9 protein-coding genes and 1 other annotated feature are annotated in these 12,678 nt (G+C 56.9%); all 9 genes read right to left on the minus strand.

Going from position 1 to position 12,678, the window contains the following annotated elements; genetic code table 11:
* Window positions 1–6 precede the first annotated feature (6 nt).
* Window positions 7–1,704, minus strand: a complete 1,698-nt coding sequence (locus DFG60_RS01370) for a hypothetical protein (protein WP_114569927.1) — start codon at window positions 1,702–1,704, stop codon at window positions 7–9.
* A gap of 67 nt (window positions 1,705–1,771) precedes the next feature.
* Complete coding sequence (locus DFG60_RS01375; RefSeq protein WP_114569928.1) at window positions 1,772–3,004, minus strand: bifunctional folylpolyglutamate synthase/dihydrofolate synthase; 1,233 nt, start codon at window positions 3,002–3,004, stop codon at window positions 1,772–1,774.
* A gap of 48 nt (window positions 3,005–3,052) precedes the next feature.
* Window positions 3,053–5,689: a valine--tRNA ligase gene (locus DFG60_RS01380; protein ID WP_114569929.1), complete on the minus strand. Its 2,637-nt coding sequence runs from the start codon at window positions 5,687–5,689 to the stop codon at window positions 3,053–3,055.
* A 49-nt stretch (window positions 5,690–5,738) separates the two neighbouring features.
* Window positions 5,739–5,962 (minus strand) — a binding site (T-box leader).
* A gap of 49 nt (window positions 5,963–6,011) precedes the next feature.
* The gene (gene hemL / locus DFG60_RS01385) at window positions 6,012–7,322 is read right to left on the minus strand and encodes a glutamate-1-semialdehyde 2,1-aminomutase (protein ID WP_114569930.1); all 1,311 of its coding nucleotides are present in this window, start codon (window positions 7,320–7,322) and stop codon (window positions 6,012–6,014) included.
* Complete coding sequence (gene hemB, locus DFG60_RS01390) at window positions 7,319–8,308, minus strand: porphobilinogen synthase (RefSeq protein ID WP_114569931.1); 990 nt, start codon at window positions 8,306–8,308, stop codon at window positions 7,319–7,321. The genes hemL and hemB overlap by 4 nt, the downstream gene beginning before the upstream one ends.
* Window positions 8,305–8,985, minus strand: a complete 681-nt coding sequence (locus DFG60_RS01395) for a uroporphyrinogen-III synthase (protein ID WP_114569932.1) — start codon at window positions 8,983–8,985, stop codon at window positions 8,305–8,307. The genes hemB and DFG60_RS01395 overlap by 4 nt, the downstream gene beginning before the upstream one ends.
* Entirely contained in the window at window positions 8,975–9,901 is a 927-nt protein-coding gene (gene hemC / locus DFG60_RS01400; RefSeq protein WP_114569933.1) for a hydroxymethylbilane synthase, read from the minus strand. Before hemC ends, DFG60_RS01395 begins: the two co-directional genes overlap by 11 nt.
* A gap of 85 nt (window positions 9,902–9,986) precedes the next feature.
* Entirely contained in the window at window positions 9,987–11,324 is a 1,338-nt protein-coding gene (gene hemA, locus DFG60_RS01405; RefSeq protein WP_114569934.1) for a glutamyl-tRNA reductase, read from the minus strand.
* Window positions 11,325–11,520: 196 nt separating this feature from the next.
* Window positions 11,521–12,669, minus strand: coding sequence for an AI-2E family transporter (locus tag DFG60_RS01410; RefSeq protein ID WP_114569935.1), 1,149 nt, complete (start codon window positions 12,667–12,669; stop codon window positions 11,521–11,523).
* Window positions 12,670–12,678 lie beyond the last annotated feature (9 nt).

Raw genomic sequence — 12,678 nt, forward strand, 5'->3', positions numbered from 1 at the left:
CATTTTTTAATAGAGATCGTTTGTCGGCAATTCGTTCGGAGCGTCGTGGACATAGACATTGAATTCTGCCTCGACCCGTCCTGCACTCGTCACCTTATCAACGGTCTTCGGGTTTCGTTCATCTGTTCGGTCGATCGTCTGGGCGACGAAACGCACCCGCGCCTTGCCTTTTTTAAGCGGGCTCACCTTGCCGTCCCTCAACTCGACGACTCCATTCCCGCTGACGAGTTCGAGACGATAACCTGAGTACCACGTCGGGGTCGCGCTTGTATCCGTCCCCTTCGTCCAAGTGTATAGAGGCGCCGCCCCTGTCGAACCGGACTGAACCCACATATCCGACACTTGCAACGTCACTGCGTCATCATAGATCGAGAACAACTTCGTGCCCGCGACATGGTTCTCGAATCCGCCGAAGCCGATTTTCACTTCGACATTTCCACTCGTCGCGCCTGCGGCTGTTACCGGGATACTTCGGGTAGTGAAGGTGCTGGCCGCACTCACTTTCGACGAGTCACTGCTCGTCGCAGTGTAGGTGAACATCTTGCTGAGCGTGATCTGTCCTCCGTTCCGGTCGACGACCTCAAACGGTATCGACAGCCGGTCTCCGACCGTCATCTGAACGGTTTTCGTTCCTTCATATGGAGCTGTGAACTTGATGATCGGCATCCGGACGCTAAACGGATGGGAAGATGTAAGGACGACCGGTCTTTTGTTCAAATCAAGGATTTCCTGATAGGTCGTCGAGAGCCTGATCAGCTCCTGCTCTCCCGGTTTCAGCCCTTCGATATCGGCTTGGATCGTTGAGCTCGTCGTCCCGCCAGTCTTCGTGAGCGCGATCGTATCGACCCCACCAGTTCTCTTCGTGTAGCTGACGTTCGTGTCGACTTTCCCGATCGCGCTGTCGAACGGTGTCAGTGAGTATTTGGCTGTTACTTTCTGATTCACATATACTTCATCGAAGCTCGTCACGACAGCCGGTTTCTCAAACAGTCTTAGATCCAGCGGAGAAGCGAATGAAGAATTGAATGCCGTGAACCCGGATTTCCCGCAATTTTTCTGCGTACCGTACTTGCAGTATCCCCAGGCATTCCCGTAAGGCGGACCGACTCTGCCGTCCGTCGAGATCGACGTCTTGAACTGTCCGTCCTCTGCTTGGAATCTCGTCGTTCGGGGTCCGGTGCGCGGCGTCTCAAGGACGATTCGCCATTTCAACGTCGAGCCGGATAACTTGTTCAATGATTCCCCGGTCGAATTCGAAACATATAAAGTAGGTGACCATGCCTTACTCTTCTTGTCCGTTCTGCTGAATTCGACGACGTGCGGAAAATGGATTTTCACGGATTCAGGATTTGCAGTCGTCACATTTTCCGTCTCGAGCGGATAATCCACACCTTCGACTTTGATGCTGACGATCTTATAGTCCGCCGGAAGTTTCTCTTCATAGGACATTAAACCCATGGCGATTTTCGTCAAATCCCCATTCCCGCAGTTCCCGACGAGTTCCTTTTGACCGATTGCCGTCAATTGCGCCGTATAATCGATGGCCACCTGATCTCCGAGGAATGCTTTCTTCGTGGTCAGCTGGCGGTTCAATAGCGTGCTCCCGCTGTCGTGGCAATCGTTCTGGGCATTGGAATAGGTGAATCCTCCAATGAGGGCAAGCAACAATATGATAAGAGAAGCGAACAGCTTATAGCGTTTCATCGTAAACACTCCTCGTCCGGATAGTAGATTGTACCTAAAGTGTAATACCTTCCCCTATCCCTTTCCCTTATTTAGAAAATTCCTTCCGCTTATTTCGCACATTACTGATGAAATAGAGCGATCCGGTGACGATGAGTGTCCCGTCTTCTTCCTTCCACTCGTCAAGGAACGTCTCCCAGTCGACGAAATTCGCCCCGTCTTCAAGCAGCTCCTGTTTCGTCCGCGCACGCGGATAGTCGAACGTCGTCTCCTTGATCGTCACGGCGACGGTCCGCATCTGATCGAGCATCGCGGTTCGGTCTTTATCGCGCAAAATCGCACAGAGGATCGTCACGGGCTGCTTCTCTTCCTTCAGCCGTTCGACGAGTGCTGCTATCCCTTCAGGGTTGTGTGCGCCGTCAAGAATGATACGCGGTTTCCGTGAAATGACCTCGAACCTTCCCGGATGTTTCGCGTCACGCAGACCACGCCGGATCGCCTTCTCCGACCAGCCGAGCTGGCGGGCACAGACGACGGCGTTCGCCGCGTTATGGACCTGATGGATCCCTTCGAGCCCAAGGCGGGTCTCAGGAATTCCTTCATATGTCGCCCATGTACCGCTATCCTTCAACCGGTAGGACTGAATGACTTCCTGGCTCCACGTCAGCGTCGCCTTGCGGTCACCGCAATAGGCCATGAGCGGTACCGTCAGCTCCTCCTGCAGCTTGCCGGAGATGACGGCCGTCCCTTCCTTGATGACGCCGAACTTCTGCAATGCGATCTCCTGGATCGTCTCGCCGAGAATCGCCTGATGGTCATGTCCGATTGACGTGATGATCGCAGCGAGCGGGTGTTTCAGGACGTTCGTCGAATCGTAGAGCCCCCCGAGCCCGACCTCATAGATGACGAGGTCCGGCTTGATCTTCGCGAAATGATGGAACGCCATCGCGGTCAAGGCCTCGAACTCGGTCGGCTGGCCGATCGTCTCGCGCATCTCCTCGATTGCCTGGGCGACGGCATTCGCCGACTCGACGAGGTCCGCTTCCCCGATTGGGACCCCGTTCAGCATGATCCGTTCCTCGAACTGGATGATATACGGCGAGATGAACGTACCGATTCGCAATCCCTGATGAATCCCCATCTCCCGCAGGAATGAGACCGTCGACCCTTTGCCGTTCGTCCCGGCGACGTGGACGGCCGGAACTGCGTCCGGGTCGACTCCGAGCGCTTCAAGCAAACCGTCCATCCGCCTGAGACCCGGCTTGATTCCGAACGCCAGCAAACCTGACAACCATTGTATGACATCTTCTCTCGTTTCCATTTCCCCTGCCCCTTTAAAAAAGGCGGCTCATTGAGCCGCCGCTTGAAATTATTTTGAAAGCTCGGCGATGCGTGCTTCGACAGCCGCGCGTTTGTCCGAGTAATCCTGTGCTTTTGCTTTCTCTTCGTCGATGACGTGTGCCGGTGCCTTGCCGACGAAGCCCGGATTGCCGAGCTTCTTCTCGACGCGCTCGACTTCCTTCGTATACTTGTCGAGTTCCTTCTTCAGGCGGGCGATCTCCTCATCGATGTTGATGAGGTCCGCGAGCGGGATGAACAGTTCCGCTCCCGTGACGATCGCGCTCATCGCCTTCTCTGGCGCCTTCATGCTGCGTTCGACGGCAAGTTCAGACGCGTTCGTGAACTTCTTCAAGTACGACAAGTTGCTTGCGAGGTCACGCTGGACGGCATCGTCGCTCGTCGAGATGAACAGCTGGATCTCCTTCGACATCGGTGCGTTCACTTCCGCACGGATGTTCCGGACTGAACGGATGACGTTCTGGACCGCCTCGAATGCCGGGACAGCGGCCGGGAAGTCGAACTCGTCGTTGCGTGTCGGCCATGCGGCGCGCGTGATCGATTCGCCTTCGTGCGGCAAGTGCTGCCAGATTTCTTCCGTGATGAACGGCATGAACGGGTGCATGAGACGCATGATCCGGTCGAGCACGTACGCGAGGATCGAACGCGTCGTCTTCTTCGCCGCCTCGTCCTCCCCGTAGAGCGGCAGCTTCGCCATCTCGATGTACCAGTTGCAGAAGTCTTCCCAGATGAAGTTGTAGAGGACTCGTCCTGCCTCACCGAACTCATACTTGTCCGACAAACGTGTCACGTCGTCGATCGTTACGTTCAGGCGTGTCAGAATCCATTCGTCCGCGAGCGACTTCTCGCCTGACAGGTCGATCTCGTCGTACGTCAATCCTTCCATGTTCATCAGCGCGAAACGGCTCGCGTTCCAGAGCTTGTTCGAGAAGTTCCACGTCGATTCGATCTTCTCCCAGTAGAAGCGGAGATCGTTCCCTGGCGTCGATCCCGTCGCGAGGAACCAGCGGAGCGAGTCCGCGCCGTATTTTTCGATGACATCCATCGGATCGATCCCGTTACCGAGCGATTTCGACATCTTGCGGCCTTCCGAGTCGCGGATCAGACCGTGGATGAGGACGTCCTGGAACGGACGCTCGCCCGTGAATTCGATCGATTGGAAGATCATCCGGGAGACCCAGAAGAAGATGATGTCGTAGCCCGTCACGAGCGTCGACGTCGGGAAGTACTTCTTGAAGTCCGGCGCTTCAGTGTCCGGCCAGCCCATCGTCGAGAACGGCCAGAGCGCGGACGAGAACCATGTATCGAGGACGTCTTCGTCCTGCGTCCAGTTCTCGATGTCCTTCGGCGCGTCCTTGCCGACGTAGATCTCTTTCGTCTCGTTATGATACCAGGCAGGAATACGGTGTCCCCACCAGAGCTGACGGCTGATGCACCAGTCGCGGATGTTGTCCATCCAGCGCAGGTACGTCTTCTCGAACCGCTCCGGTACGAAGTTGACCTTTCCTTCGCCTGCTTGCATCTCGACTGCCGCTTGCGCGAGCGGGTCCATCTTGACGAACCACTGCATCGAGAGGTACGGCTCGATGATCGCGTCCGAACGTTCCGAATGGCCGACTGAATGGAGGTGCGGCTCGATCTTGACGAGGACGCCCTGTTCCTTCAGGTCCTCGACGATCTGCTTGCGGCACTCGAACCGGTCGAGACCTGCGTACTTGCCTGCATTCTCGTTCATCGTCCCGTCTTCGTTCATGACGAGGACGCGCGGCAGGTCATGGCGGTTACCGACTTCGAAGTCGTTCGGGTCATGCGCCGGCGTGATCTTGACGACACCTGTACCGAACTCCATGTCGACGTAATCATCCGCGACGATCGGAATCTCGCGACCTACGATCGGCAGCGTGATCGTCTTGCCGACGAGATGCGCGTAACGCTCGTCCTTCGGGTTGACGGCGATCGCCGTATCCCCGAGCATCGTCTCAGGACGCGTCGTCGCGAGACCGACCGTGCCGGAGCCGTCCGTCAACGGATATTCGAAGTGGTAGAACGCACCCTCGATGTCCTTGTAGATGACCTCGATGTCAGAAACTGCCGTCTTCGTCTGCGGATCCCAGTTGACGATGTACTCGCCGCGGTAGATGAGTCCCTTCTCGTACAGGTTGATGAACACTTCCTGGACCGCATCGGACAATCCTTCGTCGAGCGTGAAACGCTCACGGGAGTAGTCGAGACCGAGACCGAGCTTCGACCACTGCTCGCGGATCGTCGCTGCGTACTCTTCCTTCCATTCCCATGATTGCTCGAGGAACTTCTCGCGTCCGAGTTCGTGGCGCGACTTGCCTTCAGCGCGAAGCTTCTGTTCGACCTTCGCCTGCGTCGCGATCCCTGCGTGGTCCATCCCCGGAAGATAGAGGACGTCGTAGCCCTGCATCCGCTTCATCCGTGTCAGCATGTCCTGGAGCGTCGTGTCCCAAGCGTGACCGAGGTGCAGTTTACCTGTTACGTTCGGCGGCGGGATGACGATCGTGTACGGCTCCTTCGAGTCATCCTCGTCCGCTTTGAAATAACCGCCCTTCACCCAAAACTCATACCATTTCTCTTCCGTCGCCTGCGGGTCGTACTTCGTCGGCATAGACAATTCTTGCATCGCAATCGCTCCTTTTTCTTTCCAAAATAAAAACGGCTTCTTTCGTCCAGCTAAGGACGAAAGAAGCCGTGCTCTTCCGCGGTACCACCTTAGTTCACTCGAGATGAGTGCACTCAAAGCCGCGTAACGTGCGGGGGACGGACGTCTCTACTTCGTTCAAGACGCCAGCTCGTGGGGTGACCTTCATCCGTCCTCACCTGCCGCACCTTCCAGCCAAGGGCGCGTTCTCTCATCCAGGCGCGAAACGACTACTCTCCCCGTCATCGCTGTTTCCTATTCTATACTGTATCTTATCCGAAAATCGCTGATTGCGTCAAGATGATTAGAGACCGAACTCGACCTGTAACTCCTTGAACGTCAGCTCGACCGCCGTGATCGTCTTCTCGATGTCTTCGTCCGAATGGACTGTCGACAGGAAGAGTCCCTCGAACTGTGAAGGCGGCAGGAAGACGCCGCGTGCAGCCATCTTCTGATAGTACGAGCGGAACATGTCGAGGTTCGATGATTTCGCGTCCTCGAAGTTCTTGACCGGACGATCCGTGAAGAAGACCCCGAACATCGCGCCGGCACGGTTCGTCGAGAGCGGGATGTTGTACGTCTTCGCAGCGTCCAGGTAGCCTTCCGCTAAACGGTCCGCCTTGCGGTCGAACTCCTCGTAGTGCTCCGGCTTGAGCTGCGACAGCGTCGCGATCCCGGCAGCCATCGCGAGCGGGTTTCCGGACAGCGTGCCCGCCTGATAGATCGGTCCTTGCGGCGCGATCTGCTCCATGATGTCACGGCGTCCGCCGTATGCACCGACAGGGAGTCCGCCGCCGATGACCTTGCCGAGGCAAGTCAGGTCAGGTGTGACGCCGAAGTAGCCTTGCGCACAGTTGTAGCCGACACGGAAGCCGGTCATGACCTCGTCGAAGATGAGGAGTGCCCCGTTCTCGCGCGTGATGTCGCGCAAGCCTTCAAGAAATCCTTTCTCAGGCGGGACGAAGCCCATGTTTCCAGCCGCCGGCTCGACGATGACGCCAGCGATGTCGTCGCCGTACTTCTCGAACGCGAGACGGACGGCGTCGAGGTCGTTATATGGAACCGTCAACGTCATGCTTGCGATCTGTGCAGGTACTCCAGGCGAATCCGGCAAACCGAGCGTCGCGACGCCAGAACCTGCCTTAATCAGGAGTGAATCTCCGTGACCGTGGTAGCAGCCTTCGAACTTGAGAATCTTCGTCCGGCCCGTGAACCCGCGCGCAAGGCGGAGTGCAGCCATCGTCGCTTCCGTTCCCGAGTTGACCATCCGGACGACTTCGACTGAAGGGACACGGCTGATGACGAGTTCCGCCATGTCCGATTCGAGTTCCGTCGGCGTACCGAAGCTCGAGCCGCGTACTGCCTGGTCCTGGATCGCCTTCGTGACGACCGGATCGGCATGACCGAGGATCAGAGGTCCCCATGAGAGGACGTAGTCGATGTATTCTTTGCCATCGATGTCGTACAGTTTCGACCCATTTCCGCGCTCCGCGAAAATCGGGGTCATTCCGACGGACTTATAAGCGCGAACCGGACTGTTGACGCCACCCGGCATGAGCGGGAGTGCCCGTTCGAACGCTTTTTTCGATTTTGAATTCTGGTTGATCAAGCTCATCGTGATCCCTCCAAGTATCGGCAAATGTCTTTCGCGAAGTAGGTGATGATCAAATCTGCACCTGCGCGCTTGAATCCGATCATCGTCTCCATGACGATCCGTTCTTCGTCGATCCAGCCGTTGAGCGCTGCCGCCTTGACCATCGCGTACTCGCCAGAGACGTTATAGGCGACGACTGGCAGGTCGACGCGCTCGCGCACGTCGCGGATGATATCCATGAAGGCGAGCGCCGGTTTGACGATCATGAAGTCAGCGCCTTGCGCGACGTCTGCGTCCGCTTCCCGGAACGCTTCGCGACGGTTCGCAGGGTCCATCTGGTAGCCTTTGCGGTCTCCTTCACCCGGTGCCGAGTTCGCGGCGTCACGGAACGGGCCATAGTAGGCAGAGGCATACTTGACGCCGTAGCTCATGACCGGGATATGGCTGAAGCCGTTCTCATCGAGTCCTTTTCGGATCGCGGCGACGAACCCGTCCATCATCGAAGAAGGCGCGATGATGTCCGCGCCTGCCTTAGCTTGCGAGACTGCCGTCGCGACGTGGAGCGGGAGCGACGCATCGTTGTCGACCGTGCCGTCCGCGACGATGCCGCAGTGCCCTGTCGACGTATATTCGCACAGGCATGTGTCAGCGATGACCGTCAACTGAGGCGCGACGCGCTTGACGAGACGTGTCGCTTCCTGGACGATGCCGTGGTCAGCGAACGCACCGCTTCCTTCTTCGTCCTTCAAGTGATCATGCGGAACACCGAACAGGATGACCGATTCGATTCCGAGCTCGACGACTTCCTTGATCTCCGCTTCGAGGTGGTCGAGCGAGAGATTGAATACGCCCGGCATCGAGCTGACTTCCCGTTTGATGTTCTCGCCTTCAGCGACGAAGATCGGATAGATGAGATCCGTCTTGTTCAGTTGGTTCTCGCGGACGAGTGAGCGCAGCGATGCGCTGTTGCGCAGTCTGCGGTGGCGTGCAAATTCAATCGTGTTCATGAGTTCTCCTCCTGTATGACTCGCTCAATCAAACCGTCGAGCGTATATTCCGTTGAGTGACATATGGTCGTAAGACCTAAAACCGTCGCCGCCTCGACCGTGACCGGTCCGATCGCGGCGTATACCGCGTTCGTCTCTCGCGCGTATGGGGCGAGGACACGGACGGCGGACGGGCTGAGCAGTGCGATGTAGTCGGATGCGAGCAGTTCTTCTCGAACAGGCAAGCTGATCGTCTCGTAGGTGACGACGTCCTCAACGACGGCACCTGCCGCGCGCAAGGCGTCAAGCGGTCCTTTGCGAGCCAGATTGCCGCGCGCAAGACACACCCGCGCCCCCGGTGCGAGTTCAGGCGCCAGTTCACGCGTCAGGTCATCGCCCGTGAAGGCGGACGGAATGAAATCCGCTTGCCTGCCGTGATGTGCCAAGCGTTTCGCCGTCTTCGTACCCACGACGGCGATTTTGACGTCCCGCAGCCGTCCGAGAAGAGGTGCGATCCGTTCGACGCCGGGGATGCTCGTGACGATCAGCCAGTCGATCCGCTCGGGCAGTTCGAACGGGACTTCGCGCACTGCGATCAGCGGCTGGTGGATACAGTCGATGCCTGCCTCCTGCAGTCGCTTTCGCTGCGTCTCGGTCGCGTCACGACTACCAGTCAACCAGAGCTGCTTACGCTTCATCCGGCAGCGAGGCGAGGATTTCGCGCCCGCCTGATTCGAGCAGCTTTTGTGCGACATGTTGTCCGAGCGCAAGCGGATCGAGTGACGTCTCCTTCTCAATCAGAATCTCTTGTCCGTCGACCGAACCGATGAATCCGCGAAGCGTCGTCGTCATGTCTTCGTTGATGACGGCGAAACCGCCGACCGGCACATGACAGCTTCCTTCGATCGCAGCGAGAAACGAACGCTCGGCGAATGCAACCTTCTCCGTCCATTCGTCGTGGATCGTATTGAGCAGATCACGCACTTCCGTGTCGTGTTCGCGGCATTCGATCGCAAGGATCCCTTGCCCGACGGCCGGAATCATGTCTTCTGTCGAAAGGTACTCGGAGACGACCTCGTCCGACCAGCCCATCCGCTGCAGCCCCGCGGCAGCGAGGAGGATACCGTCGAACGGTCCTGTCTTCAGTTTCTCAAGACGTGTATCGATGTTCCCGCGGATCGGTTCGATCACGAGGTCAGGACGCATCTTCAAGAGTTGCGACGCACGGCGCAGACTGCTCGTGCCGACGACCGCCCCTTGCGGCAGCGTCTCGAGTCCGCCGCCTGTCTTCGTGATCAGCACATCGCGTGCGTCGACTCGCGCCGGCGTCGCACCGATGATGAGCCCTTCCGGCAATTCAGACGGAAGGTCCTTCATGCTATGGACGGCGATGTCGATTTCCGAATCGATCATCTGCTGTTCGATTTCCTTGACGAAGAGGCCTTTCCCGCCTACCTTCGACAACGTGACGTCGAGAATCCGGTCGCCCTTCGTGATGATGTTCTTGATTTCGAATTCATATGGCGCGCCTGCCTTCTTCAACTGATCGATGACCCATTTCGTCTGTGTCATCGCAAGTTTCGAGCTGCGTGATCCAACAATGATTTTACGCATTTAAAAGTCCCCCTATGCCAATAATAAAAGGGGCGGCACAAGTCCGCCCCATGCATATCCTATTGTATCATAAATCCAAATTTGTTCACCGATTCACAGCCTTCTTCGTCTCTTCCTCGGAAGTTACGATTTCGAACGGGGTTGCCGGCTCGAACAGTTCCTCGCTCAAGCCGAACGTGTCCATGAACTGGCCGATCCGCTCGTCCGCGTCCGGCTTCGCCGCCGCATCCTTGATGTAGGAGAGCGGTTCTCTCAGCAACTGGTTGATGATCGACTTCATATGCTTCCCGATGACGACCTTGTCCCGGTCAGACATCTCAGGCAGCTTCCGCTCGAGGCTCTTCATCGTCTCGAGCTGGATGGTCAGTGCCTGGTCGCGGAGTTCCGTGATGATCGGGACGACGCCGAGCGTCGTCATCCAGCCTTCGAACTCGGCAATCGCCGATTCGATCCGGAGCTCGATCTTTGCCGCTTCCTTCATCCGTTCCGCCATGTTCTGCTGAACGATCGACGTCAGGTCATCGACGTCGTACAGATGGACGAACGGAAGGTCTCCGACCGCAGGTTCGATATCGCGCGGTACTGCGATGTCGATGAACAGGAACGGGCGGTCACGCCGGAACAGCTGTGCTGCCGCGACGTCCTCTCGCTTGATGATGGCACGTTTCGCGCCGGTCGATGAGATAACGATGTCTGCCCGCAGCAGTCCGCATTGCATCTCGTTGATCGAGTGTGCCGTCCCTTCGAACCGGTTCGCGACTTCCTCCGCCTTAGCGAGCGTCCGGTTGAACACCGTGATGTCGCGCGCTCCTGCCTCATACAGGTTGAGCGTCGTCAGCTCACCCGTCTCGCCCGCGCCGATGACGACGATCGATTTGTCCTCGAGCGAACCGAGCAACTGCTCAGCAAGCGTGACGGCTGCTGCCGAGACCGATACTGCACTCTCGCCGATGCCCGTCTCCGCGTGCGCACGCTTTGCGAGCGTGATCGCTTCCTTGAACAACTTGTTGAAGACCGTCCCCGTCGTCTCAAGTTTTTGGGCCATGAAGAAGCTCGTCTTCACCTGTCCGAGGATCTGTGTCTCACCGATGATCATCGAGTCGAGACCGCTCGTGACCCGGAACAGGTGCTTCATCGCGTCGAACCCTTCGTGGATGAATAAGTACGGTTCGATTTCTTCCATCGTCAAACCGAACCAGTTGGAAAGGAACCGCTTCGTATAATAACGCCCAGTATGAGGTTGATCCGTGACGACGTAGAGTTCCGTCCGGTTGCAAGTCGAGACGATGACACTCTCGAAGATGCTCTTTTCGTCCCGAAGCGCCACCACCGCGCCCTTCATCTCATGTTCCCCGAATGAGACTTGTTCGCGGATCGATACCGGTGCCGTCTTATTGTTCAATCCGACCACTACAATGTGCATACGCTCTACTCCTTACGTCGAAAGATTCGCAATCCCCGTGCTGCATCTTTTCGTTCTCTACCTAACATTATAAAGAGATTCCGAATCGGTTTACAAACTAAAATGAGTCTAATCTGTGAAACTTCCTCTCCTACCTTATCCCTCATCCATCGAAAACACAAACAACCCGCTCAAATCGTGAGCGGGTCGTCGCGCATCACTGGTTCTCAGGGATGATGATGCGTTCCTCGGTCGAGAGGACGGTCTTCTGTTGACGCAGCCGGTAGATGCGCGCGATGTTCTGGATGACGACCTTCGACACGGCATATGTCGGCACAGCGAGGATGACGCCGGCGATGCCGCCGATCTTGCCTGCGACGAGCAGGACGATGATGATCGTCAGCGGATGGACCTTGAGCGTCTTTCCTTGGACGTAAGGAGAAATCAGGTTCGACTCGATCTGCTGGGCGACGACGATCGTGATGATCGCATAGAGCGCCTTGACCGGATCATCGATGAATCCGACGATCACGGCAGGTACCGCTCCGATATATGGTCCGAGGTACGGAATGATGTTCGTCACTGTACAGAACAGCGCAAGGAGCAGCGCATACTGGATATCCGAGATGAAGAAGCCGATTAGCGACATCAAGCCGACGCAAAGCGAAACGATGACCTGCCCATTGACATAGTGCTTCACCGTCACGTGCATGTCGTGCAGGATATGACGCGTCTCCGTCTCGTAGCTCTTCGGCAACAACTTGACGACCGAGTCCGGGAACTTATATCCGTCGAGCAGCATATAGACGAGGATGAACGGGACGAGGACGATGATCAGGACCGCAGACGAGATGACACCGAAAATCGTCCCGACTGATGCCGAAACCGATTTGAACAGCGAACCGATATACGATGTCGCATCGTTCGTCCACTGGTCGAACATGCCTGAGTTCTCCTGCACCCAGTTCGAGACGAAGCGGTTGTTCATCAGCTGGTCACGCAAGTTGAGCGTCTGATCGCGCAGCTCGACGACGAGGTTCGGGATGCTCGTCGCGAAATCCGTGATCTGCTTGACGAGAATCGGTCCGATCGAAGCGACGGCGATCGTGATGATCCCGACGAACGCGAGCAGGACGATCAAGACAGCGAGCCCCCGCTTCTTCACTCTTTTTTGCAACGTGTCGACGATGCCGAGCGTGAAATAATAGAAGATACCCGCGATGATGAGTGGCGGGAAAATCAGGGCGAGCATGACCTTGATCGGTTGGAACAGGAACGAAATCTTCGTACCGATCCAGATGACCAGGAAAATCAACAGCACCCAGATCAATGCCTTGAACCATTTGTTTTGCAATAACGTATTCATCTGATAACA

The sequence above is a fragment of the Exiguobacterium flavidum genome (genome assembly GCF_003344535.1).
Classification (GTDB): Bacteria; Bacillota; Bacilli; order Exiguobacteriales; family Exiguobacteriaceae; genus Exiguobacterium_A; species Exiguobacterium_A flavidum.

Coding starts and splice junctions, on each gene's coding strand:
- DFG60_RS01395 (WP_114569932.1), bottom strand. CDS start 8,985: ATGAAGCGTAAGCAGCTCTGGTTGACTGGTAGTCGTGACGCGACCGAG.
- DFG60_RS01370 (WP_114569927.1), bottom strand. CDS start 1,704: ATGAAACGCTATAAGCTGTTCGCTTCTCTTATCATATTGTTGCTTGCC.
- hemA (WP_114569934.1), bottom strand. CDS start 11,324: ATGCACATTGTAGTGGTCGGATTGAACAATAAGACGGCACCGGTATCG.
- DFG60_RS01410 (WP_114569935.1), bottom strand. CDS start 12,669: ATGAATACGTTATTGCAAAACAAATGGTTCAAGGCATTGATCTGGGTG.
- hemL (WP_114569930.1), bottom strand. CDS start 7,322: ATGAGCTTGATCAACCAGAATTCAAAATCGAAAAAAGCGTTCGAACGG.
- DFG60_RS01375 (WP_114569928.1), bottom strand. CDS start 3,004: ATGGAAACGAGAGAAGATGTCATACAATGGTTGTCAGGTTTGCTGGCG.
- DFG60_RS01380 (WP_114569929.1), bottom strand. CDS start 5,689: ATGCAAGAATTGTCTATGCCGACGAAGTACGACCCGCAGGCGACGGAA.
- hemC (WP_114569933.1), bottom strand. CDS start 9,901: ATGCGTAAAATCATTGTTGGATCACGCAGCTCGAAACTTGCGATGACA.
- hemB (WP_114569931.1), bottom strand. CDS start 8,308: ATGAACACGATTGAATTTGCACGCCACCGCAGACTGCGCAACAGCGCA.